Source organism: Streptomyces sp. NBC_01077, assembly GCF_045162855.1.
Taxonomy (GTDB): Bacteria; Actinomycetota; Actinomycetes; order Streptomycetales; family Streptomycetaceae; genus Streptomyces.
The window spans coordinates 5,856,431-5,881,275 of record NZ_CP108669.1 but is presented as its reverse complement, the minus strand read 5'-3'; the positions used below and the strand labels follow the sequence as shown (position 1 = coordinate 5,881,275).

At 72.3% G+C, this 24,845-nt stretch carries 16 protein-coding genes; 4 read left to right on the top strand and 12 right to left on the bottom strand.

Going from position 1 to position 24,845, the window contains the following annotated elements; genetic code table 11:
- The first annotated feature begins 192 nt into the window (after positions 1–192).
- Positions 193–1,911, top strand: a complete 1,719-nt coding sequence (locus OG462_RS26735) for a M23 family metallopeptidase (RefSeq protein ID WP_406061368.1) — start codon at positions 193–195, stop codon at positions 1,909–1,911.
- Positions 1,912–1,991: 80 nt separating this feature from the next.
- Here OG462_RS26735 and pcrA read toward each other — a convergent pair whose 3' ends face one another.
- Complete coding sequence (gene pcrA / locus OG462_RS26730; RefSeq protein ID WP_406061366.1) at positions 1,992–4,442, bottom strand: DNA helicase PcrA; 2,451 nt, start codon at positions 4,440–4,442, stop codon at positions 1,992–1,994.
- 122 nt (positions 4,443–4,564) lie between these two features.
- On the bottom strand, positions 4,565–4,918 hold the full coding sequence (locus OG462_RS26725) for a hypothetical protein (protein WP_406061365.1): 354 nt from the start codon (positions 4,916–4,918) through the stop codon (positions 4,565–4,567).
- Between the two features lie 342 nt (positions 4,919–5,260).
- On the opposite strand from OG462_RS26725, the gene OG462_RS26720 reads away from it, so the two are divergent.
- Complete coding sequence (locus OG462_RS26720) at positions 5,261–6,373, top strand: NlpC/P60 family protein (RefSeq protein WP_406061363.1); 1,113 nt, start codon at positions 5,261–5,263, stop codon at positions 6,371–6,373.
- A 28-nt stretch (positions 6,374–6,401) separates the two neighbouring features.
- Here the strand turns inward: OG462_RS26720 and OG462_RS26715 are convergent, their stop codons facing one another.
- Both OG462_RS26715 and OG462_RS26710 read right to left on the bottom strand, forming a co-directional pair.
- A complete protein-coding gene (locus tag OG462_RS26715; RefSeq protein ID WP_406061361.1) occupies positions 6,402–7,118 on the bottom strand; it encodes a LuxR C-terminal-related transcriptional regulator in 717 nt (238 codons plus the stop codon).
- Positions 7,115–8,377, bottom strand: coding sequence for a PspC domain-containing protein (locus tag OG462_RS26710; RefSeq protein ID WP_406061360.1), 1,263 nt, complete (start codon positions 8,375–8,377; stop codon positions 7,115–7,117). Before OG462_RS26710 ends, OG462_RS26715 begins: the two co-directional genes overlap by 4 nt.
- A gap of 156 nt (positions 8,378–8,533) precedes the next feature.
- On the opposite strand from OG462_RS26710, the gene OG462_RS26705 reads away from it, so the two are divergent.
- Positions 8,534–9,880: a PspC domain-containing protein gene (locus tag OG462_RS26705; RefSeq protein ID WP_406061358.1), complete on the top strand. Its 1,347-nt coding sequence runs from the start codon at positions 8,534–8,536 to the stop codon at positions 9,878–9,880.
- 156 nt (positions 9,881–10,036) lie between these two features.
- Here the strand turns inward: OG462_RS26705 and OG462_RS26700 are convergent, their stop codons facing one another.
- The 4 genes from OG462_RS26700 to guaA form a co-directional block, all read right to left on the bottom strand.
- Positions 10,037–10,627, bottom strand: coding sequence for a DoxX family protein (locus tag OG462_RS26700; protein WP_406061356.1), 591 nt, complete (start codon positions 10,625–10,627; stop codon positions 10,037–10,039).
- A 93-nt stretch (positions 10,628–10,720) separates the two neighbouring features.
- The gene (locus OG462_RS26695) at positions 10,721–11,953 is read right to left on the bottom strand and encodes a hypothetical protein (protein WP_406061354.1); all 1,233 of its coding nucleotides are present in this window, start codon (positions 11,951–11,953) and stop codon (positions 10,721–10,723) included.
- A 177-nt stretch (positions 11,954–12,130) separates the two neighbouring features.
- Positions 12,131–12,919, bottom strand: a complete 789-nt coding sequence (locus OG462_RS26690) for a class II aldolase/adducin family protein (protein WP_406061352.1) — start codon at positions 12,917–12,919, stop codon at positions 12,131–12,133.
- A gap of 117 nt (positions 12,920–13,036) precedes the next feature.
- On the bottom strand, positions 13,037–14,638 hold the full coding sequence (gene guaA / locus OG462_RS26685) for a glutamine-hydrolyzing GMP synthase (RefSeq protein WP_406061351.1): 1,602 nt from the start codon (positions 14,636–14,638) through the stop codon (positions 13,037–13,039).
- Between the two features lie 322 nt (positions 14,639–14,960).
- Between guaA and OG462_RS26680 the strand changes: the two genes are divergently transcribed.
- Positions 14,961–15,254: a chorismate mutase gene (locus OG462_RS26680; RefSeq protein WP_055603524.1), complete on the top strand. Its 294-nt coding sequence runs from the start codon at positions 14,961–14,963 to the stop codon at positions 15,252–15,254.
- A gap of 842 nt (positions 15,255–16,096) precedes the next feature.
- Here OG462_RS26680 and OG462_RS26675 read toward each other — a convergent pair.
- From OG462_RS26675 to OG462_RS26660, 4 genes are all read right to left on the bottom strand, one after another.
- On the bottom strand, positions 16,097–17,923 hold the full coding sequence (locus OG462_RS26675) for a GMC family oxidoreductase N-terminal domain-containing protein (protein ID WP_406061349.1): 1,827 nt from the start codon (positions 17,921–17,923) through the stop codon (positions 16,097–16,099).
- A 54-nt stretch (positions 17,924–17,977) separates the two neighbouring features.
- Positions 17,978–19,615 (bottom strand): succinic semialdehyde dehydrogenase, encoded by a 1,638-nt coding sequence (locus OG462_RS26670; RefSeq protein WP_406061347.1) that lies wholly within the window; start codon positions 19,613–19,615, stop codon positions 17,978–17,980.
- Between the two features lie 196 nt (positions 19,616–19,811).
- Positions 19,812–21,566, bottom strand: coding sequence for a serine/threonine-protein kinase (locus OG462_RS26665; protein ID WP_406061345.1), 1,755 nt, complete (start codon positions 21,564–21,566; stop codon positions 19,812–19,814).
- 136 nt (positions 21,567–21,702) lie between these two features.
- Complete coding sequence (locus OG462_RS26660; protein WP_406061343.1) at positions 21,703–24,819, bottom strand: protein kinase; 3,117 nt, start codon at positions 24,817–24,819, stop codon at positions 21,703–21,705.
- Between the last annotated feature and the right edge of the window lie 26 nt (positions 24,820–24,845).

Here is a 24,845-nt window from a genome sequence, read left to right as displayed (position 1 = left end):
AACACAAGGCCAAAGGTCTCTCCGTGAGCTGGCGAAACACGGCCGATTGCCCGTTTCCTACGGGCTCAAACGCCTCCGAAGATTGTCGGCTGCGCATACCGCCGGGTACAGTCGCGCCACTGCTTACCCCCGGGACACCCCTCGTCGGGCCCGCCCCGGACTGGTCCTGCTGCCGAGGCGAGAGAGACGTTGGTGAACGACCAGCACCCCCACGCCGGGTACGCCGGAGACGGCGCCCACACCACCGGCAGTTTCGCCACCGACCCTCTCTTCGGCGCCTACGCCGACGGTCGGGCCGACCACAGCGGTCAGTGGAACCTCGGAGGATACGACGTCACCGGCACGTACGGGACGACGGGGCAGTACGACACCACGCAGTACGACACGACGGGGCAGTACAGCACCACCGGTCACTACGACACCACGGGTCACTACGACACGACCGGTCAGTGGGACACCACCGGGCAGTGGAACACCACCGGCGCCTACGACACCACCGGCACGTACGGGACCTCGACCGGTCAGTACGAGACGACGACCGGTCAGTACGACACGACGGCCGCGCAGTACGAGACGACGGCCGGTCAGTACGACACCAGCTCCCCGTACGACGCCGCCGCCGCGCAGTACGAGGCCACCCCCTCGTACGACACCACCGGCCAGTGGGACGCCTCCGCGTGGACCGAGGCCCAGCACACCGGCCAGTACGAGACCCTCCACTCCGGCGCCTACGCCGCCCAGGGCGCATACGGCTACGAGGCCTACGACGCCACCGGCCAGTGGGCCGCCCCCGCCTTCGCGACCGACACCGGTGCCTACGACGCGACCGCGTGGAACCAGGCGACCCCGGAGGCCGAGCCGGTCGTCCCCCAGCAGTACACGCCGGGACCCGAGCACACCTCGGAGTTCGCGTTCGAGTACGTCCCCGAGACCGAGGCGGGCACCGCCGAGGCCCACGCGGACCACGACGACACCGAGCCCGCGCACGACCTCGCCGACCGTCACGACGCCGACCTCGTCGAACTCGACGACCACGACGGTGCCGCCGGTCACGACAACCGCGACGACGGCGACTTCGACGACCAGCCCGCCGTCGAGGTCCGTACCGACTCCCCCCTCGCCGGCCGCCCCGTGCGCCGCACCTCGGGCGGCAGCCGCGGCCGCCGCCGCACCCCCGCCAAGCGGTCCGCGCTGCTGACCGTCGCCGTGCCCTCCGCCTGCGTCATGGGGGTCGCCGGCATCGCCGCCGCCTCCGTCGGCGGGCTCACCGGAGCCGGCACCGAGACCGGGCAGAAGGACGACACGACCGCGCTCGCCGCCGCCGACCCCGCCTCCGTCAAGCAGGTCGCCGCCAACAACGCCCTGGACACGCAGCTCGCCGCGCTCAGCGCCGACGCCCGCGACTTCGGCGACCGTGCCAGCCGCACCCAGGAGCGCATCGACCTCAAGGCGCGCCAGGTGGCCGACAAGAAGAAGCGCGAGGAGGAGGCGGCCCGCAAGGAGGCGCTGCGTCCCAAGTTCATGCTGCCGGTGGAACTCCACCGGCTCAGCGCCCGGTTCGGCCAGTCCGGCGTCAACTGGATGTCCGTGCACACCGGCATCGACTTCCCCGTGCAGACCGGCACGCCCGTGATGGCCGCGACGGACGGAACCGTCCGCACCCAGATCAACAGCGCCTACGGCAACATGGTGATCGTGACCGCCCCGGACGGCACCGAGACCTGGTACTGCCACCTCAGCAGCGCCAAGATCCGCTCCGGTTCGGTGAAGGCCGGCGAGGTCATCGCGTACTCCGGCGACACCGGCAACTCCACCGGCCCGCACCTGCACTTCGAGGTCCGGCCGGGCGGCGGGTACGCGATCGACCCGCTGGCCTGGCTGCGCAGCCACGGTCTCGACCCGACCAGCTGACCTCCCCCTCACCCTTCCCGTACGTACGAGAGCGGGCCCCGGCCGAAGCCGGGGCCCGCTCTCGTACGTCGCCGTGCGAACTACAGCTTCTCGACCGGCGCGTACCGCAGCAGCAGCCGCTTCGGCTTCTCGTCACCGAAGTCGATCGTCGCCTGGGCGTCCGCGCCTGCCCCGGTCACCGTCATGACCGTGCCGAGGCCGAACTGGTCGTGCGTGACCCGGTCGCCGATCTGCAGCGAGATCACCGGCTTCTCCCCGGCACGCCGGGTGGCGAAGCCCGAGGGGCCGGAGCGCGAGCGGGAGGAGGAGAGCGAGGACGTGATCCCCGAGGTCGGCCCGGCCGGCTTCGCCATCGGACCGGTCCGCTTCCACTCCAGGTACGCGGGCGGGATCTCCTCCAGGAAGCGCGAGGCCGGGTTGTACGAAGGCTGGCCCCAGGCGCTGCGCATCGACGAGCGCGTGAGGTAGAGCCGCTCACGGGCGCGCGTGATGCCCACGTACGCGAGGCGCCGCTCCTCCTCCAGCTCCTTCGCCTGGCCGAGGGCGCGCATGTGCGGGAAGACGCCGTCCTCCATGCCCGTCAGGAACACCACGGGGAATTCGAGGCCCTTGGCGGTGTGCAGCGTCATCAGGGTGATGACGCCCCGGCCCTCCTCGTCCTCGTCCGGGATCTGGTCGGAGTCGGCGACGAGCGCGACCTTCTCCAGGAACTCGGCGAGGGTCGCGGGCTCCTCGCCACGCTCCTGCTCGAACTCCAGGGCCACGGCGGCGAGTTCCTGGAGGTTCTCGATACGGGTCTCGTCCTGCGGGTCCGTCGAGGCCTGGAGCTCGGCCAGATAGCCGGTGCGCTCCAGGACGGCCTCCAGGACGACGGCGGGGCCGGCGCCGGACTCGACGACGGTGCGCAGCTCGTCCATCAGCGCGTTGAAGCGCTTGACGGCGTTCGCCGAGCGCGCGGCCATGCCGTACGCCTCGTCGACCCGCTTGAGGGCCTGCGGGAAGGTGATCTTCTCGCGCAGCGAGAGGGCGTCGATCATCGCCTCGGCGCGCTCGCCGATGCCCCGCTTGGGGACGTTGAGGATGCGGCGCAGCGGGACGTTGTCCTCGGGGTTGGCGAGGACGCGCAGGTACGCGAGGACGTCCCGGACCTCCTTGCGCTCGTAGAAGCGCACGCCGCCGACGACCTTGTAGGGCAGTCCGACGCGGATGAAGATCTCTTCGAAGACCCGGGACTGGGCGTTGGTCCGGTAGAAGACGGCGACGTCTCCGGCCTTCGCCTCGCCCGCGTCCGTGAGCCGGTCGATCTCGTCGGCGACGAACTGGGCCTCGTCGTGCTCGGTGTCGGCGACGTAGCCGGTGATCTGCGCGCCGGCGCCCGCGTTGGTCCACAGGTTCTTGGGGCGGCGGGACTCGTTGCGCTCGATGACGGCGTTCGCGGCGGAGAGGATCGTCTGGGTGGAGCGGTAGTTCTGCTCCAGGAGGATCGTCGTCGCGTCCGGGTAGTCCTCCTCGAACTGGAGGATGTTGCGGATGGTCGCGCCGCGGAAGGCGTAGATCGACTGGTCGGCGTCACCGACGACGCACAGCTCGGCGGGGCCGAGGTCCTCGTAGCCGGTGCCGACGAGCTCCCGCACGAGGGTGTACTGGGCGTGGTTGGTGTCCTGGTACTCGTCGACGAGGACGTGCCGGAAGCGGCGGCGGTAGTGCTCGGCTACGTCCGGGAACGCCTGGAGCAGATGGACCGTCGTCATGATGATGTCGTCGAAGTCCAGGGCGTTGGCCTCGCGCAGCCGCGCCTGGTACATCCGGTACGCCTCGGCGAGCGTCTTCTCGAAGCCGTCGACGGCCTGGTCGGCGAAGGACTCCTCGTCGATCAGCTCGTTCTTCAGGTTCGAGATCTTGGCGCTGAAGGACTTCGGCGGGAACTTCTTCGGGTCGAGGTCCAGGTCGCGGCAGACCAGGGACATCAGCCGCTTGGAGTCGGCGGCGTCGTAGATCGAGAAGGAGGACGTGAACCCGAGCCTCTTCGACTCGCGGCGCAGGATGCGGACGCACGCGCTGTGGAAGGTCATCACCCACATCGCGTTGGCGCGCGGGCCGACGAGCTGCTCGACGCGCTCCTTCATCTCGCCGGCGGCCTTGTTCGTGAAGGTGATCGCCAGTATCTGGCCGGGGTGCACGTGCCGCGTGCCCAGGAGGTGGGCGATGCGGTGGGTGAGCACCCGGGTCTTGCCGGAGCCGGCGCCGGCGACGATGAGCAGCGGGGTGTCGGTGTGGACGACGGCGGCGCGCTGCTGCTCGTTCAACCCGTCCAGGAGCGCGGCGGCGTCCACGACGGGGCGGGGGGCGCCGTCGCGGTAGTGGGTGTCCCGGGCGGGCGGGGGCGCGTCGAAGTGCTCCCCGAAGAGGTCGTGCGGGACGTCCTCCACGGCCGGGGAGCCGTGCTCGTGGTCCTCGGGGTGGGGCGGGGGCTCCTCCGAGGAGTGGTTCTGGAGGCCGGCCAGGAAGCTGTCGTCAAAGAGGCTGCTCATCGCCTCACGAGTCTAGGACGCCCCACCGACATCCGGGCCCGCCTTCGGGACCTGCCTTCCTCACCGGCCTGCGGAACCGGTCACACCCACGGGGCCGGGCCTCGCTCCGGAGGGGTGCCGTGTCACGTCCAGAGGGTCGCGATGAAGATGTTCGCCATGGTCAGACCGCCGACGGCGGCGAAGAGACCCTTGTCGACCTTCTCCTCGTCGCGCTTGACGTAGACGAGGCCGAGGATCACCACGAGGATCCCGAGCTTGATGCCGATCTTGAGGTTGTTGACGGTCTGGTCGTCCGCCTGGTTCAGGCCGACGAGCGCCACACCTGTGACCAGCATGGTCAGCGCGCCGTGCAGCATGGCGGGGCTGAAGCGGGCCGTACCGGCCCCCATCGCCTTCATCTGGGTGAGGAATCCGCCGAGCAGGGAGGCGATACCGATGATGTGCAGGGCGACGAAGACATTGATGAGTACGTCCATGGGCCGGAGCCTAACCGGGGCCGTAGCACCGCCTTCCGGCCGGGTCCACCCGCTCCGTCTCTTCGGTCGGGTGACCGCCGGAATGTCCCTTCCCCCGGCACTCCGGGCGAAAGACATCGGTCGCCGCCCGTCAAGTGTCGCCAATAGCGGTCATCCCGCCGTCCGGGCGTGACCCCCGGTTTAGCGTCCTGCACCAGGTGACCGGCTCCCCACCACCGCCGGCGATCCGGCGGTTGTCGGTCACCCCCGCCGAGAAAACCCGACGGCGGGCCGTCTCCCCTGTGACGGCCCGCCGTCGGCCCGGCGGGCCCGTCCCTCGGACAGAGGATGTGACCCGCCCTCGTGGCAGCACACCGAAAACCCAAGCAGTCGCCCCTCGGTGGTCAGGCGGGCCGCACCGCCGCCACACTCGCCCTCGCCTCCGCCGCGACCGCGACGCTCTTCGAGGGGTCCGGGCACGCGGAACCCCGCCTCACCGCCGCCCAGGTCAAGGAGAAGGTCGACCGGCTCTACGAGGAGGCCGAGGTCGCGACCGAGCGGTACAACGGGGCGAAGGAGAAGGCGGACGAGGCCCGCGCCGCGTTCGAGCGGCTGCGCGACGAGGCCGCCCGCAGAACCCAGCGGCTCAACACCGCGCGGGACGGGCTCGGGGCCATGGCCGCGGCCCAGTACCGGTCCGGAGGCCTCGACCCGGCCGTGCAGCTCGCCCTCACCTCGAACCCCGACCAGTACCTGGAGCGGGCCGCCCTCGCCGAGAAGGCCGGGGACCGGCAGGCGGCCGCCGTCAGCGCCGTACGACGGGAGCTCGCCGCGGTCCGGCAGCTGCGCGGCGAGTCGACGGGACGCCTGGACGCGCTGCGCGAGCACGAGACGGAGCTGCGGCGCCAGAAGGCGGCCGTCCTGGGCAAGCTCCAGGCGGCACGCACCCTGCTCGCCCGGCTGACCGCGCAGGAACGCGCCCGGTACGAGGCCGCCGAGGCGGGCCGGGAGGGCTCCGGCACCACCGCCGGGAACGACGGCACCGGCGGTACGGCCACGGCCGCCAACGCCCCGACGCGGGCCGACCGCTCCTCGGGCGGCGAGCGCGGGCCGGTGACCGCCCCGAACGGCAGGGCCGCCGAGGCCATCTCCTTCGCCCACGCCCAGCTCGGCAAGCCGTACGTGTGGGGAGCGACCGGTCCCTCCGCGTACGACTGCTCGGGCCTCACCCAGGCGGCCTGGCGCGCGGCCGGCGTCTCCCTGCCCCGCACCACGTACACCCAGATCAACGCGGGCCGGCGCGTCTCCCGGTCCCAGCTCGCCCCGGGCGACCTGATCTTCTTCTACTCCGGGATCAGCCACGTCGGGCTCTACATCGGCGGCGGCCAGATGATCCACGCCCCCCGCCCCGGCGCCCCGGTACGGGTCGCCCCCATCGACGAGATGCCCTTCGCCGGAGCGACCCGGGTGGGATGACGGGGCCGGCACGCACCGGGCACCCGGCTCAGACCAGGCGGCGGGCGGTGGCCCAGCGGGTCAGCTCGTGGCGGTTGGAGAGCTGGAGCTTCCGCAGGACCGCCGAGACGTGCGACTCGACCGTCTTCACCGAGATGTAGAGCTGCTTGGCGATCTCCTTGTACGCGTATCCCCGGGCGATCAGCCGCAGCACCTCCCGCTCCCGCTGGGTCAGCCGGTCCATGTCCTCGTCCACCGGCGGCGCGTCCGTCGAGGCGAAGGCGTCCAGGACGAATCCGGCGAGCCGGGGGGAGAAGACGGCGTCGCCCTCCTGGACCCGGAAGATCGAGTCGACCAGGTCGGTGCCGGTGATCGTCTTGGTGACATAGCCCCGGGCGCCGCCCCGGATCACCCCGATCACGTCCTCGGCCGCATCCGACACGGACAGGGCGAGGAAGCGCACCGGGTCCTCCACCGCGCCCATGAGGTTCGCGCAGCGCCGCAGCACCTCGACCCCACCGCCGCCCGGAAGGTGCACGTCGAGGAGGACGACCTCGGGGCGGGTCGCCGTGATGACGGTGACCGCCTGGTCGACGTCGGCGGCCTCGCCGACCACCTCGACGCCGGTCACCTCAGTTCGGCCGATCTCGGCCTGCACTCCCGTACGGAACATCCGGTGGTCGTCGACGAGCACCACCCGCACACGGCGCTCCGTGCCCGCCGCCCCCGCCTCGGTTCCGGTCGCTGCCCCGGTCTCGTCGCTCATCCGTCCGCCCTCTCCATCTCAAGCTCCACTTCGGTGCCCCCGCCCGGCACGGACCGAAGCCGGGCCGTGCCGCCGTTGCGCTGCATCCGACCGATGATCGATTCTCGTACGCCCATCCTGTCCTCGGGCACCGCGTCCAGGTCGAATCCCGGCCCCCGGTCCCGGACCGAGACGAAGACCGTGCGGCCCTCCACCTCGGCGTACACCTGCACGGCCCCACCCTCGCCACCGTACTTCGCGGCGTTGACCATCGCCTCGCGCGCGGCCTGCATCTGCGCGACCAGTCCGTCGTCGAGCGGGCAGTCGCCGACGACGACCACCTCGATCGGGACCCCGTGCTTGTCCTCGACCTCGGCCGCCGCCTTCTTCACCGCCTCGGCGAGGGTCCCGGGCTCCTCGTCCTTGCCGGTGCCCTCGGGCTTGTAGAGCCAGTTCCGCAGCTCCCGCTCCTGGGCGCGCGCGAGGCGGCGGACCTCGCCCGCATCCTCGGCGTTCCGCTGGATCAGGGTGAGGGTGTGCAGGACGGAGTCGTGGACGTGGGCCGCGACCTCGGCGCGCTCCTGGGCGCGGATGCGCATGGTCCGCTCCTCCGTGAGGTCCTGCGACATCCGGACCAGCCAGGGGCCGGCGAGCAGGGCTATGCCGGTGAGGACCGCGACGGACGCGGTGAGGGCCGAGCCGAGCTGGGCGACGGAGCCGCGGACCACCACGAAGACCGCGAGGCCGGTGCCGACCAGGGCCACGCCGAGGAGGCCACGAGCGAGCTGGAGGTAGCGGGAGCGGCGCCCGGGGGCGGTCCAGCTGGCCCGGCGGGCGTTGTCCGCCTGGCGCCAGACCAGGGCGACGCCCGCGGAGACCAGGAGCAAGGGCCAGACGTACCGTCCCGTCTGGTTGTCGGCGACTATCTTCCCTATGAGGGCCGCGGCGCCGATCGCGAGCACGATGAGGGCGAAGAGCTGTCCCCGGTCGGGCTTGCGCAGTCTGCGGCGCCCGTCGGGAGTGATCTCGAAGACGGGGCGCGGGGCGGTCTTGCCGCCGACACCGAGCGGGACGACGATCCAGAAGGCCGCGTAGATCAGGAGACCGAGGCCGTCCAGGAAGAGCATGACCACGAAGGCCATGCGGACCCAGACGACCGGCAGCCCGAGGTGGCCCGCGAGGCCGCGTGCGACACCGCCGAGCCATCGCCCGTCAGCGCTCCGGTAGAGCTTGCGCACGGGCGGTTCGTCGGTGTCGGTGACACGAGCGGCTGCGGACATGCACCGATCGTCACACGTTCGGCCCGCACGGGACATCAGGGTCGGCCCTGAGATCGTCCCTGGTACCGCCTCGGGGAGAAGGGGGCGCCGAATATCAGGGTCGGGCCAGGGTCGGCCCCGGTGCCGCTCGGCGTCACGGGCCGTCACCATGGACGCATGACGAGTTCGATGCCTTCGCAGCACGAGGCCCCGCCGCCGGCGGAGGCCGTTTCCGCCCCGCCCCTGCGGCGCTCGCGCGGCAGCAAGGTCGTGGGCGGTGTCTGCGGCGGCCTCGGCCGGTACTTCGACCTGGACCCGGTGATCTTCCGGGTCGTGATCGGTGTGCTCTCGCTGCCGGGCGGTTTCGGGCTGATCCTCTACGGCTTCGCCTGGCTGCTGATCCCGCTCGACGGCGAGGAGGAGAACGAGGGGCGCAGGCTGCTCACCGGCCGCGTCTCCGGTGCCACCTTGGCCGCCATACTGATCGCCCTGGTGGGCTGCGGGATCTTCCTGTCGATGCTGCACAGCGGGTCGATGCTGAGCTCCGCCCTCCTGGTGGCGCTCGCGCTGTCGGCGGCCGCGGTCTGGTCGCGGCACCGGCAGGCCGGCGCTGCGGAGGCCGAGGGACGGACGGATGCGGCGACCGCCTCCCGGCCGACCGCCGATGCTCCGCCCGAGACCAAGGCCCCGCCGCTCGTCGAGTTCCCTTCCTGGTGGAAGGACCCGATCGTCAAGGACGGCTCGACGGGCAAGGTGGCCATCGGCTACCTGTGGGGCCCGCACGGCATCGTGGACGGGGACGGCATGGTGGACGGCGAGGTGCCGAAGCCGGGCGGCCAGTGGAATGCCGGCTCCGCGGCCCCCGGGCGTCCGAAGCCCTCGATCCGGCGGAGCCCGTTCTCCATCGGTGGTCTCGTCTATCTGCTCGCCATGGCCGCGGCCGTGGTCGGCACCGCTCTGACCTGGGAGAGCGAGCCGCTGGGCACGAGCCTGCAGACCGGTCTGGTCGCCGCTCTCGCGGTGTTCGGTCTCGGTCTGGTCGTCAGCAGCTTCCTCGGCAGGACCGGGTTCGGCACGATCTTCCTCACCGTGGTCACGGCGGGCCTGCTCGCCCTGACCACGGCGGTGCCCGACCGGATCACCACGGAGTGGATCCGTGAGACATGGAGACCGGCGTCGGTCGCCGCCGTGCAGCCCCGCTACGAGCTGGGCACCGGGGTCGGCACGCTCGATCTGTCGACCCTGCCCGTTCCGGCGGGCGCGACCGTGTCGACGTCGATCGAGGTGGGCGCCGGTCAGCTCAAGGTGATCGTCCCGAAGAACGCGGTGGTGAAGCTGCACGCCCAGGTGGGACTCGGCGATCTGCAGCTGCCGGGCGAGCCGGCGAACGACATCGACATCTCGCCGGACCGCGACGTGACCCGGACCCTGAACCCGCCGGCCGGGACCACCCCGGCAGGCACCCTCGATCTCTCTCTCAAGGTCAGCATCGGACAGGTGGAGGTCACCCGTGCTGCTTCATGAGTTCCGCCCCGGCAGGCTGATCGCCGGCCTCAGCGCCCTCACCCTGGCCGGGCTCTACGCGGGCGATGCCACCGGGGCCTGGACGACCCCGTGGTACGTCGTGTTCCCGGTGCTCTGCGGCGGCCTGGGCCTGGCCGGCCTCGCGACCTGGATCGCCTATCGCGTGCGGCGCCGCGCGGCGAGGAGCCGGTCCAGCGACAGCACCGACGCCCCGGCCAGCAGCAGCGGCAGCCAGGACATCAGATAGGCGAGGTCGTTGCCCAGGTAGTACGGGTTCACCTGCCAGCTCACGGTCAGCCAGAGGCTCAGGGAGATCAGCGCGCCGCCGAGGGCCGCCACGCGGGCGAAGAGACCCAGCAGGGTCCCGATCCCGACGGCGAGCTCCCCGAAGGCGATGGCGTAGCCGAAGCCGGCGGGGTTCTTGAGGGCGAGGTCGACCAGGGCGGGGATGGCCGAGCTGTCGCGGACGCCGCTCATCATCTCGCCGATGGAGCCCGTGCCGGTGTCGGCGAAGAAGGCGGAGTCGGTGAGCTTGTCGAACGCGGCGTAGATGAAGGTGATCCCGAGGAAGAGCCGGAGCGGAAGGAGGGCATAACGGGAGCCGAGTGCCTTCCACCGGTCGAGCCCACCGGAGTCACGGGAGTCACCGGGGCGGCCCGCACCGCCCGCGCCCTTCGCACCGTCCACACCGCCCGCGCCACCGGTTCCGTCGGCCGTACTGTCCGCCCGGTCCGCGTGTCCCGTCATCGTCGGCCACCTCTCCTCGCCCCGTACGACTGTTCGCGGAACGATTCTCCTCGCCCAGCCTGTGAAGGGATACGGGAAGGACGGCCGGAAGGATCAGTCCACGACGTCGATCGTGACCCGATTGGTCTCGACGCCCGCCGCCGTCACGACCGAGACCTCCACCCGGCCCGGCTCCACGTCCGCCGGGAGCGGGACGGTCAGGGCCGCGTCGGTGGGGTTGGCGAAGCCGCCCGGGACCGGGACCAGCGGGACGTGGGCGTGGACCGGGCCGATACGGACGACCAGACGGGTCAGCGGGTCGGGGGCACCGGCCCCGGGCGGGACGAAACCGCAGCCACGGATCTCGATGTCGTCGCCCGTACGGATCGGGGCGTCGAGGTCGCCCGCCTCACGGGACCGGACCACGGAGTGGATCGTGGGGCGGACGCCCTCGGTGTACTTCGCGGCGAGGTGCCAGGCCGCCGAGACGCCGACGAGCAGCACGAGGGACCAGGGCACCTCGGGGAGCGTGGCGGGGTCGCCGGCGAGACCGACGGCCGTCAGGACCAGGACGGAACCGGAGACGAGGAGGTACTGGACGTCGGCGAGGGCGGCCCGGCCGCTGTCGTCGCAGAGCAGGTCGGCAGCGCGCGGGCGGTCGGCGCGCACCTTCTGGAGGCGGCGGGACGCGATCCCGACCGCGACGACGAGACGGGCGGTCACGGTGACGGCGGACACCAGGGCGAGGACGGTCAGCAGACCGGCACCACGGGCCAGACCGAAGGCCGTCGCGCCCGGTGACAGGAAGGCCAGGAAGAGGAGGGTGTAGCCGAGGAAGAGGAGCCAGCCGGCGGCGACGGCACGGGTGGTGGAGAGCCGGTTGTCCTCGCCGATCAGCGGGGCGAGCAGACCGCCGCGGGAGCGGTGGGCGTGGGCGGCGGCGCTGAGCAGGGCGGCGAGCACCAGGGCGGTGCAGAGCCCGGCCGTCCGGGCGCCGGTCCAGCCGCTGCCGATGGCGGTGAGCGCCTGGCCGAGGAGCAGGGCGAGGACGCCGCCCCAGACCGCGGCGAGACCCCCGCGCCGCACCCGGTCGAACCAGGCCACCCCGGCCTCCCGGCCGTGGACGGCGACCGCGCGGGCCGACTGGGCCAGCTCGTCGGAGACCCACTGGCGGGCCGCGACCGGGGAGTGGGCCACGGCCGCGGGGACGCCGTGCCCGGCGGCGAGTTCGTCGCGCCGTGCGAGGAAGGCGGCGACGGCACGCCGGTGGCCGGCCTGTCCGCAGTGGGCGCAGCCCGCACAGGCCGTCGCGTGCTCGCCGTACTGTCTCGCCTCTTGAACGGCCACGGTGCTCACTTCCCGAGCTCACTTCACGACACGTACCGGTGCGTCCCGAAGGGTCAACCAGCCGTTGGTTCCACGGAATTGTGTCGTACCGACGGCTCCCGCACCTGCCGCGTGCGCCCCGCCGGAGGGTGATTGCCGCGCCATCTCATTGACGTACAGAAGGGTGAAGCGATGGTGTTACGACAGGAGTTCGGGCTCCGTGCGGCTGATCCTGCGCCAGAGGGGCTGGTAGTTGATCCAGGCGACGAGGTCGCTGCCGAGCTGTTCGCGGGTGGCGACGGCCTCGCGGTGGTCGATCAGGACCGGTTTGCCGGCCGCCCGCGCGGCCAGCTGCACCTGGGCGCAGCGCTCCAGGGCGATGAACCACCAGGCGGCCGCGTCGACGGAGGTGCCGACGGTGAGCAGCCCGTGGTTGCGGAGCACGATCGCCTTGAACGCGCCGAGCGCGACGGCGATCCGGCGCCCCTCCTCGGCGTCCACGGTGACGCCGGTGTACGCGTCGTAGAGGGCGTGGTCCTGGTAGAAGGCGCAGGCCTCCTGGGTGATCGGGTCGAGGAGTTCGCCGAGCGCGGCGAGGGCCCGCCCGTGGAGGGAGTGGGTGTGGGCGACGGCCACGGCGTCGGGCCGGGCCCGGTGGACCTGGGCGTGGACGGTGAACGCGGCCTGGTTGACGTGCTGCCCGCCCCGTACGACCTGCCCGTCGCCGTTGACCAGGATGAGGTCGCTCGCGGCCACCTCCTCGAACGGCGCCCCGAAGGGGTTCACCCAGTAGCAGTCGGGGAGCTCGGGGTCGCGGGCGCTGATGTGGCCCGAGACGCCCTCCTCGTATCCGAACCGCCCGAAGAGCCGGAGCGCGCCGGCGAGCCGCTGTTTGCGGTGGGTGCGTTCCTCCTCGGCCGTCGCGTGGACGGGCGGCAGGGCGAAGTGGAGCCGGTCGACGGGGACGGGGTCGGGTATCACGCTCATGCGCCGGAAGGTAATGCCCGGCCGGTCAAGTCACCAGAGTCCGGACACGACGAAGCCGCCGCCCCGCGCGACGGACGCGGGGGCGACGGCTTCGTCGGGCTCAGAGAGCGGGAGCGACTACTCCCACTCGATGGTGCCCGGCGGCTTGCTGGTGACGTCGAGGACGACCCGGTTGACGTCCTCGACCTCGTTGGTGATGCGGGTCGAGATCTTGGCGAGCACGTCGTACGGCAGGCGCGACCAGTCGGCCGTCATCGCGTCCTCGGAGGAGACGGGACGCAGCACGATCGGGTGACCGTAGGTGCGGCCGTCACCCTGGACGCCCACGGAGCGGACGTCGGCGAGCAGGACGACCGGGCACTGCCAGATCTCGCGGTCGAGACCGGCCGCGGTGAGCTCCTCGCGGGCGATGGCGTCGGCCTCGCGCAGCAGGTCCAGGCGCTCCTTGGTGACCTCGCCGACGATGCGGATGCCGAGGCCGGGGCCGGGGAACGGCTGGCGCTGGACGATCTCCTCGGGCAGGCCGAGCTCCTGGCCGACCATGCGGACCTCGTCCTTGAAGAGCTGGCGCAGCGGCTCGACGAGCTCGAACTCCAGGTCCTCGGGGAGGCCGCCCACGTTGTGGTGGGACTTGATGTTGGCGGTGCCGGTGCCGCCGCCGGACTCGACGATGTCCGGGTAGAGCGTGCCCTGGACGAGGAACGCGACGTCCTCGCCGGTGCCCGCCGACTCGGCGACGATCTCGGCCTGCGCCTGCTCGAAGACCCGGATGAACTCGCGGCCGATGATCTTCCGCTTGGTCTCGGGGTCGGAGACCCCGGCGAGGGCGGCGAGGAAGCGCTCCTGCGCGTCGACGACCTTCAGGTTGACGCCGGTGGAGGCGACGAAGTCCTTCTCGACCTGCTCGGTCTCGCCCTTGCGCATGAGGCCGTGGTCGACGTACACGCAGGTGAGCTGCGAGCCGATGGCCTTCTGCACGAGCGCGGCGGCCACGGCGGAGTCGACACCGCCGGAGAGACCGCAGACGGCGCGCTTGGTGCCGACCTGGGCGCGGATGGCCGCGACCTGCTCCTCGATCACGTTGCCCGTGGTCCAGCTGGGCTCGATGCCGGCGCCGCGGTAGAGGAAGTGCTCCAGGATCTGCTGGCCGTGCGTGGAGTGCAGCACCTCGGGGTGGTACTGGACGCCGTACAGCTTCTTCTCGTCGTTCTCGAAGGCGGCGACCGGCACGACGTCCGTGGACGCGGTGACGGAGAAGCCCTCGGGGGCGGCGGAGCAGGCGTCGCCGTGCGACATCCACACGGACTGCTCGACCGGGGTGCCCTCGAAGAGGGTCGAGCCGGCCTTGGAGACGTGCAGCTCCGTACGGCCGTACTCACGGGCTCCGGTGTTGTCGACGGTGCCACCGAGGGTCGTCGCCATCAGCTGGAAGCCGTAGCACATACCGAAGACGGGGACACCCGCCTCGAAGATCGCACGGTCGAGGCGCGGGGCGCCCTCGGCGTACACGGAGGACGGGCCGCCGGAGAGGATGATCGCCTTCGGGTTCTTGGCCAGCATCTCGGCCACCGGCATGGTGGACGGGACGATCTCGCTGTAGACCCGGGCCTCACGGACGCGGCGGGCGATGAGCTGGGCGTACTGGGCGCCGAAGTCGACAACGAGGACTACGTCCGGGTTGGTGACGTCGGGCGCGGCAGCGGGGGTCGCTGATGACACTACGGCGGCCTTCCGGCGGTAGGAGGAGGGTCCCCCGAAGGGGGGTGCTATTTGTCGATTCTACCGGCGCGCCGGTGACGTTTTTCGTCTCACCATCCGAACCCGGTTTGTCTCCGGTTCGGCAGCGGGGTCCATACTGGTGCCATGCGCAAGCTCACGACCTTCCTCTTTACCTATGGCAACCGGCCCACCGGCTGCCATGGTCGTGCTGCTTGAGCAACTGACAAGCGACTTCCCAGGCGCCCCGGGCTGACAGCCCGGGGCGTTCTGTCGTTCCCGGGCCGGGTCACCCCAGGGCATCCGACACCCCAGGAGCCCCACCATGACGACGAACACCGCCACCCCCGAGAAGACCGGCGCCCGCACCGACGAGGCGGCGACGCTCATCGGCGACGCCCGTGAGCGCATCGACGCGCTCGACGACCGGATCATCGGTCTCATCCAGGAACGGATGGCCGTCTCGGCCGTCATCCAGGAGGCGCGGATCTCCTCCGGCGGCCGCCGGGTGAACCTGGCCCGTGAGATGGAGGTCCTCGGGCACTACAGGGACGCGCTGGGCAAGCCGGGCACGGCGCTCGCGATGACGATGCTGGAGCTGTGCCGGGGCCGCATCTGAGCGGGTCCGTACGCCGGGGAGGGCGGGTGTCCGTAAGCCGAGGCGGCGGGGGTCCGTACGCCGGGGGGGGCGTCAGGCGTCCGTACGCCGGGGGCGGCGCGGGTCCGCACGCCGGGGACGGCGGGCGTCCGAGCGGACGTCCTCGTGCGCCACTGGGTGGGCGCCCGCATCTGAGTTCGGGCCCGCTCTCACCCGTACGGCGCGTGACCGGCTCCGACCCGGCTTCGTTGGTCCGGGTGTCCGTGCCAGCCAGGGGCGGGCCGTAAGAAACCACGCGTGGCTTCGCTGGGGCGTGTGGCGTACCTCAGGTACGTCGTGGGACCTCGCACCAGCGCTTGTGACCGGACAGCAGGGGACAGCAGCCCGGTCACCCAGAAGGAGCGGTCGGCCCCGGGGACGCTCGGGGTCGGCCGCAACCGGCTCTCCCGGTCGCGGCTCCCGCGACCGCCAGCACAGTGCGCAACCCCCGAACCCCGTCTCGTCCCCTCGGCTTCTCTCCCCACGCGGCGCAACCCCCCGGCGCCGCCCCGCTCGGCACCGCCGCTGCCCTGACACCGGTGCCGATCCCCAAGGGCCCCGTGCCGCGACCGGAATCGCGCCACGGGGCCCTTGCCTGCGTTCAGACGCCTCCCGGCCCTTGCCTGCGTTCAGGCGTCTCCCGGCCCTTGCCTGCACTCCGACACCTCCGACGTGACACGCGTCACATGAAGATCCCGTGCAACCGCTACAACCATCCCCGCCCGTCGCAGGTCATCTATGCAGCAACACCACAGCTGGTAAGGGCGCTGCACTCGGAGGGGGGTGCAGCGCCCTTTACCTGTTCACCTGTCCCTGCGAACGGGTCACACCGTCTTCGGCGGGACCGCCGGCATCCCCAGGAACGGCAGCCGCAGCGCGCCGAATGCCTCGGCCGGGACCGCGGGGGACTTCGGTTCGACCGCCGCGAGCCGTACGTACGACTCGCTCTGCCCCGGCCGCGTGTCCTCCTCGCCCTTGTTCGGCCAGAAGGACATCGCCCGCTCCGCCTGCGCGGTGATCGTCAGGGACGGGTTCACGCCGAGGTTCGCGGAGACGGCGGCCCCGTCGACGACGGAGATCCCCGGGTGGCCGAAGAGCCGGTGGTACGGGTCGATGACACCGGACTCGGCGTCGGCGCCGATCGGGCAGCCGCCCAGGAAGTGGGCGGTCAGCGGGGTGCCCATCAGCTCGCCGACGTTGGAGCCGGGGAAGCCGTTGATCTCCTCGGCGAGGAGGGTGGCGGCCCGGGTGGCCTCCGGGATCTGGACCGGGTTCGGCGCCCCGTGCCCCTGCCGGGCCGTGAGCAGGCCCTTTCCGAGGCCGCCGGGCTTGCGGTAGGTCGTCAGGGAGTTGTCGAGGGACTGCATGACGAGGCCGATGATGGTCCGCTCCGACCAGTGCCAGTTGGAGAGCGACCGGGCCGCGAGCGTGGGGTGCTTGAGCAGGTTGAGGAACCAGTTGCGTACCCGGTGGGCCCCGTAGGGCACCTGGAGGACGGTCAGGCTGCCCATCGAGTTCGAGCCCTTGCCGTACCGCACCGGCTCGATGTGGGTGTTCGCGTCGGGGTGGACCGAGGAGGTGATCGCGACGCCCTTGGTGAAGTCGGCCTTCTCCTTGCCGTGCCGCTTGCGGTAACGGCGGTCGGTGGTCTGCGCGCCGACCAGACCCTCCGAGTTGGTACGGGTGAGCTCGCCGAGCCGCTGCGAGATCCGGGGCAGCAGGCCGCTGTCCTTCATCCGGTGCAGCAGGGTCTGGGTGCCGTACGTGCCGGCCGCGATCACCACCCGGCGGGCGGTGAACGTGCGCCCCTTCCCCTTCCGCCGCCGGTCGGTGGGGAGGGTCTTCACCGCGAAGCCGCCCCGCGAGTCCTCGGTGACGGTGACGACGGTGGTCATGGGGTGGACGGTGGCGCCCGCCTTCTCGGCGAGGTGGAGGTAGTTCTCGTTGAGGGTGTTCTTGGCGCCGTGACGGCAGCCGGTCATGCACTCGCCGCACTCGGTGCAGGCGCGCCGGGACGGGCCGGCGCCGCCGAAGTACGGGTCGGCGACCTCCCCGCCGGGCTTCGCCTTCGCCGTACCGACGCCGTCCTCGCCGACGGCGTCGCGGCCGTCACCGAAGAAGACACCGACAGGGGCCATGTGGAAGGTGTCGCCGATGCCCATGGCCTGGGCGGCGGACTTCAGGTGCACGTCCGAGGGGGTCATGGTCGGGTTGATCCGGACGCCGAGCATCCGCTGGGCCTGGTCGTAGTACGGCCGCAGCTCGTCCTGCCAGTCCGTGATGTCCTTCCACTGCGGGTCGTCGAAGAACGGCTTGGGCGGTACGTAGAGGGTGTTGGCGTAGTTGAGGGAGCCGCCGCCGACGCCGGCGCCCGCGAGCACCATGACGTTGCCGAGCAGATGGATGCGCTGGATGCCGTAGAGGCCGAGGGCGGGGGCCCACAGGAAGTTCTTCACGTCCCAGGAGTTCTTCGGCAGGGTCGCGCGGGTGAAGCGGCGTCCGGCCTCCAGGACGCCGACCCGGTAGCCCTTCTCGGTGAGCCGGAGGGCCGTGACCGAACCGCCGAAGCCGGAACCGACGACGAGGACGTCGTAGTCGTACGCGTCGTCCTCCGCCTGGTCCTGATTTTGGGTAGGGGGTACCGCGGTCATGGCTCTCCTCGTACGAAAAGGGGACAGTCGGGGTGCGGAGGGCGGAGCGGCGGCTCAGCGCAGGCGCAGGGCCTTCATCGCCTTCAGGGACACGCTCATGAACACGGCGTACTTCTCGTCGTCCATCCCGAAGGAGGGCGCGAGCGGCATCAGCCGCTGCTGGGCGACGGTCTGGGCCTCGGTGTACTTGAGGATGCCCTCGGAGCCGTGGCGCCGGCCGAGACCGGAGTCCTTCATGCCGCCCATCGGGGACTGCACGCTGCCGTAGGCGGGGGCGTACCCCTCGTTGATGTTGACGGTGCCGGTGCGCAGTCGGGCCGCGACGGCGTGGCCCCGGCGCGAGTCCTTCGTCCAGACGGAGGAGTTCAGGCCGTACGGGGTGGCGTTGGCGAGCTCGACGACCTCGTCCTCGTCGCGGAAGCGGTAGATCGAGACGACCGGGCCGAAGGTCTCCTCGCCGCAGACCGCCATCGGGGCCTCGACGCCGTCGAGGATGGTCGGCTCGTAGAAGAGGGGGCCGATGTCGGGGCGGGCGACGCCACCGGCGACGAGCGTGGCGCCCTTGGCGACGGCCTCCTCGACGTGCTTCGTGACGGTCTCCAGCTGGCGGTCGCCGACGAGGGAGCCCATGTCGGCGCCGTACGCGAGGGAGTTGCCGAGCCGCATGGCCTTGGTGCGGGCGGCGAAGCGGTCGAGGAAGGCGTCGGCGATCGACTCGTGCACGTACAGGCGCTCGATGGAGATGCAGAGCTGGCCGGCGGAGGAGAAGCAGGCGCGGACGGCTCCGGCGGCGGCCTTCTCGATGTCGGCGTCCTTGAGGACGAGCATCGCGTTCTTGCCGCCGAGTTCGAGGGAGACGCCGACGAGCCGGGCGGCGGCGCCCTGGGCGACCTCGCGGCCGGTGCGGGTGGAGCCGGTGAAGGAGACGTAGTCGGCGTGCTTGACGACCTCGGGGCCGACGACCGGGCCGTCGCCGAGGACGACCTGGAAGACCTCGGCGGGCAGTCCCGCCTCGATGAGCACGTCACGGGCCCACAGCGCGGTGAGCGCGGTCTCCGTGTCGGGCTTCATGACGACGGCGTTGCCGGAGACGAAGGCGGGGAGCGCGTCGCCGACGGAGAGTTCGAGGGGGTAGTTCCAGGGCGCGATCTGCCCGACGACCCCGCGCGGCTGGCGCAGCTCGGTGACCTTGGTGAGGGTCGGCACGACGCCGGTGTGGCGCTTGGCGCGCAGATAGGAGGCGGCCTTGCGGCCGTAGTGGCGGGCGGCGACGGCCACCGCCTGCACCTCCTCGTGGGCGTGCAGGCGAGCCTTCCCCGTCTCCAGCTGGATGAGGTCGAGGACCTCGGACTGGCGCTGGAGGACGAGGTCGTGGAAGCGCAGGAGGACGGCGGCGCGGGCCCTGACCGGGGTGGCGGCCCAGGCGGCCTGGGCGGCACGCGCGCGCGTGAAGGCCTCGGCGACGTCCTCGGGGGTGGACTCGGGCAGGTCCGCGAGCTTCGCCCCGGTGAAGGGGGTGTGGTTCGCCGTCCGGCCGGAGCCGACGACACCGCGCGTGAGCCGGGCGACCACGTCGGGCGTCACGACGTCGGCGGCGGTGCGGGCGCCGGCGGGCGCCGGCGCGACCGGATTGGTCGCCGCGGCGGGCGCGGCGGGAACCGAAGGGGCGGCGGGGGCCTGCGAGTCCGTCATGAGGGCGAGCGTAGGCGCCGTTCCGCCCTTTGGGTACCCGTCGGTAACGCGTTTTCACCGGGGACACACATCGCGCCAGCGATCACTGGCACATAAGGCCTGATCAGGGCCTTATGGCTGAGGCGAGGTCCTGCTGGGAGATTTTCCGAAGGGTTCGGGGATTTCCCGGAGGGGTTCGGGGATTTTCCGAAAGGGTTCAGTCGCCCGGGGCACGCCAGTGCTGCAGGACGACGTCGAACTGCTCGCGGGTGGTCTCCCAGCTCGACTCCGGAGACGACATGTAGATCGCGTACTCCGTGCCGTCGTCGGCGTAGTACATGAGGTCGATCGCGTGCCGCGGCCCGGGGAAGTCCCGCTTCTCCATCCAGGTGAACTCCCAGAGGGAGGAGCGGACCTGGTCGCGGTAGGTGGTCTGGCCGAGCTTGACCCGGGTGTAGTCCATCCGCTTCGCCACGATGCGCTCCAGGTCGAGCGCGTGCATGTACGGGTTCTCGAAGTCGGGGCTGGGGTCGACGTTGATCCGGATGCGGTGGCGCCCGTTGTCCGGGGTGTAGTCGATGTTGTCGCCCTCCGTCTGCCGCTTCCAGCCCTTCGGTACGGCGAGGCTGAAGCCCTTCGGGTCCTCGACGCGGCGCCAGCCGTCCGGGACGCCGTTCCCGGTGCCCTGGGTGGCAGTGGTGGGGGCGGGGCCGGTGGCCGTGGGCCGTCCGCCGTTGCCGTCGCCGCCCGCGTAGTTCATGGCGGCGAAGACGGCGCCGCCCGCGACGAGTCCGGCGAGCACGGCGGTCAGGACGGCGCTACGCCAGCGGCCGCGGCCGTCTCCGCCCGAGGGGGCGGCGGACGGCGGTACGACGGTGGGCGGGGAGGACTGCCCCTGGTGCGACCGGGACGTACGAGAGGGGTGCGAGGGATGGGACGACGAGGACGACTGGGGCGGGTGGGGCCACTGGGCGGTGGGTGCCGGGGTGGACGCACGGGACGTGCCCGTCGGCCCCGGACCCTCGGACTCCTCGCCCAGGGTCACGATGTCGAGGACGGAGCCCGTCCCGTCCCCCGTCTCCAGGTCCTCCCTCGCCACCCGCTGGGTCGGCACGTACGCCTGCGCCGCCTCCGGCGTACGCCCCTCCATCGCGTCGAGCAGCATCCGCCCCGCCTCGTCCGCCTGCGGCCGATGCTGCGGGTCCTTGCGCAGCAGGGCCACGATGACGGGGGCCAGCGGCCCGGCCTTCTCCGGGTACGGCGGCTCCTCGGCCACCACGGCCTGCATGGTGCTGATCGGAGAGGTGCGGCGGAACGGAGAGGTGCCCTCCACCGCCGTGTACAGGGTGGCTCCGAGCGACCAGAGGTCGGAGGCCGGGCCGGGGTCGCCGCCCCGTACCCGCTCGGGGGCCAGATAGTCGATGGAGCCGACGAGTTCACCGGTCCGGGTGATCGTCGCGTCCCCCTCGATCGCCGCGATCCCGAAGTCGGTGATCAGGACGCGCCCGTCGCGGGCGAGCAGGACGTTGCCCGGCTTGACGTCCCGGTGCAACACCCCGGCCGCGTGCGCGGCGCGCAGCGCGCCGAGGACGTGCAGACCGATCCTGGCCGCCTCGTGCGGATCGATCGTGCCCTTCTCCTTGGCGGCGTCGGCGAGCGAGGGCCCGTCGACGTACTGCATCACGATCCACGGCCGGTCGTCGTGCTCCAGAACGTCGTGGACGGTCACCACACCCGGGTGCGTGATCCGCGCGGCGGCCCGCGCCTCCTTCTGCGTGCGGGCGTGCAGCACGAGGCGGTCGGCCTCCGCCACGAACCGGCCCGCCGTCAGTTCCTTGACCGCCACGACGCGGTGCAGCACCTCGTCGTGCGCGCGCCAGACCTTGCCCATGCCGCCGCGTCCGATGGACTCGCCCAGCCGGTAGCGACCGGCGAGCAACAGCCCCGCCCCTGTGCTCTGAGAATGTTCCACTTGCCCCCGCCCGTTCCTTCGGATGCCAGGTTACGGAGGGGGGTGCGGGCGGCGGAACCTCGGGGCGGTCATAGGAACAGCACTGTGACCGGGGGTCGATGGGCATTCCGGACACCCCCTCCGTACCCCGTCCCTCTCAGCGCCCCGGACGGAACGCCTTCGTGGCCTCGTCGAAGATCTCGGAGACCTTGTCGCGCTCGCGATTCGGGCCGATGACCTGCACGACGTGATAGCGCCCGCCGTGGATCAGGGCGAGATTGCGGACGAACACCTGGCGGCCCGTGCTGTCCAGCCACCAGTAACTGCCCGTGGCCGTCGCCGTCGTACCGATGTCGACCCGGCGCACCTCGTCCACGTCCGCCCAGCTCGACGTCCGCCACGGCTCCAGTTCGCGCTCCTTGGCGTTCTGGTACTCCAGCGGGTCGGAGCCGTTGTCCCGGACGCTGTCGCGGCCGGGGACGACGATCATCGTGAAGTCGCCGCTGGTGTAACGCACTTGCTCGGCGTCGTTGATCGGCTTGCGCTGCCACCCGTTCGGCACCCCGATCCGGAACCCCTCGGGATCCTGCCGCAGCGTGTACCCGGCGGCGAGGGCCGGAGCCGAGGGATCCGCGGCGGGCGGGGTGGTGCGCGGGGTGGCCGGCGGTGCGGCGGTCGGCGCCGTCGTGGGCGGACGGCTCGCGGGCGCGGTCGTACGCGGGGTCTGGCCGGTGGTGGGAGTGGTCGGCGCGCTCGGCGTCTCCCCCTCGCCGGGCATGAAGAGGACGGCGTACGCGACGGCCCCGCCGAGCAGGAGGAAGACCAGGACGAGGAGCGTACGGCCGAGGGAGCTCGGGGAACCCGGGGGACGCGAGGACGACGACCGGCCGGCGCGGGGAGCCCGGGGGGCCCTGGACGCGCGCTGCGGAATCTCCTCGTGGAACGACTCCCGGAAATCGTCCCGGAAATCGTCTCGGAACTCCTCGCGGATGTCGGCCTGCACGGGGGCGGGCTCGCGCGGGGGGACGTCCTCGTGGCGGGCCGGGGGACGCGGGTCCTTGCCGCGCTTGTGCCGGTGGCGGCCCGCGCCCGCTCCCCCGCGCCGGCGGCGTACGAGCTCGCCGCGCCGGCGCACGATCGGCAGCCGTGTCTCGTCGAAGGACGGCAGCGGCACGACTCCGATACCGGCCTCCGGCTCCGGAGCCGAGCGCACGAGGGAGCGCAGCCAGCCGCGCAGCTCCTCGAAGTCGGGCCGCTCCGTGGGGTCCTGGCGCAGCAGGGACTCCACGACCGGGCGCAGCGGCCCGCACTCCTCGGCGAAGGCGGGCGGCTCGGCGCAGACCAGCTGGACGAGCTCGGCGGCACTGTCCTCGGGGTAGGGAGCGTGCCCCTGGACGGCCCGGTAGAGGAGCGCGCCGAGCGCCCACAGATCGGTGGCGGGGCCGATCGGCGGGGCTAGGCGCCAGTTCTCGTGGACGGGGCCGGCCTGTTCGGGTGCCCAGCGCTCGGTGACGGCGCCGACGACCGCGATCCGGGTCTGCCGGGCCCGTTCGGCGGCGAGCCGGGTGGTGGGGCCGCGATCCGCCTGGGCGGGGATCCTGACCGGCTCCAGGGCCCCCTCCCGGGCGCCGGCGGGTACGGGGAGGCGCGCGGGGTCCGGGGTCGCCGCCGTGTATCCGGCGGGCAGGGCCGGGCGGCCCGAACCGGGCAGCACGGGGCCACGGCCGGGACCCGAACCGCCACCGGCCGGGATCGGCCCGGAGCCGTCGCGCGAGGCGTGCGGGCCGTCGCTCCAGTTGCCGGCCAGCATCGCGCGCGGCGGTGGGCCGGACCGCGGGCCGGCGCCGTACGGCTCGTCGCCGTCGTCCTCGTCGTCCTCGTCGTCGTCCGCCACCCGCGCCCACCACTGTGGCTCGGGCGCACCCGCCGCCTGCGCGGTCGGCACCGGGGGCGGCTCGGGCGGGTCCGTCGGCGCGGGGCGCTGCACGGGCAGGGCCCCGGACTCACCGAGCTTGGCGGCGGCGCGCGCGCCGGCCCGATAGGCGGCGATGGCCCCGGCGCGCGCGGCCCGCACATCGGCGGTGGGCGGCGCGGGAGCGGGCTGTGTCTCGGCGGCGCGCGCCGTGGGCACAGAACGGCCGTAGGGGTCGGTCCCGTAGGGGGAGTCGGTGCCGTCCGAGGCGGGTTCGAGGGCGTACGCGGCGGGTTCAGCAGCGTACGTGGCCGGTTCGGCGGCGTAAGGGGCGGGTTCGGGGGCGTACGCGGCCGGTTCGGGGGCGTACGCGGCCGGTTCGGGGGCGTACAGCTCGTCGCCGTAGCCGTACCCGTAGGCCGGCTCCGTCCGCTCGACCGACTCCTCGACGGACTCCCCCGCCGTCTCGTCGACCGGCCCGTCGGCCGCGTCCTCGACCAGTCCTTCGGCCGTCACCACGATCGGTTCCTCGGCCGGTTCCTCGAACACGTCCGTGCCGTAGGGGACCTGCTCGTCGCCGTCCTCGTAGACCTCCGCCTCGTACAGCTCGGAGCCGTACTCCCCTGAGCCGCTGTCCTCCGCCCCGTACTGGTCCGCCCCGTACTCGTCCGGTCCGTCTTCCCCGGAGCCGAACTCATCGGAGCCGAATCCCCCGCCCCCGTACTCCTCCACCGGTTCCGGCCACGCGGTGGTGTCCGGCTCCGCCTCCGGTACGGGCGCGTATCCGCAGAGGGCCTCCTCCGCCGCACCCACCGCGAGGCCCGTGAGGACCACCCGGCCGTCGTCGCAGACGAGCACGGTTCGCGAGGTGATGTTCCGGTGCACCCAGCCGTGGGCGTGGAGCGCCCGCAGGGCGGTGAGCACGTCTGCGCCGATCTCGGCCGCCCGGTACGGGTTGAGCGGCCGCTCGGCGAGGAGCGCGGCCAGCGGCCGGGCCGCGATGCGTTCGCTCACTATCCACAGCGAACCGGCCTCCGCGAACACGTCGAAGACCTGGTCGAGCAGGGGGTGGTCGGGGATCTGCGCGGCGGCCTGGGCCGCCTCGATCGCCCGGCGCACGACGGGCTCGGCCGGGCGGCGGGTCGCCCGCCCCGCGCTGCCGTAGGGACCGGCGGGGCCGCCCTCGCCGTCGAGCACCTCGGCGTCGACGAACTCCGGCAGCGGCACCTGGCGGACCAGGACCTCCTGCCCGCTGTAGGTGTCGAACGCGCGCGTCTCGGCCAGGTCGTACGCGTCCGCGTCCGCCGGCGGCAACGGCAGGCGGTAGCGGTCCGCGAGCACCCTTCCCGCGTAGTCGTCCACGACGCCTCCCCACGCGCGCACGCTGT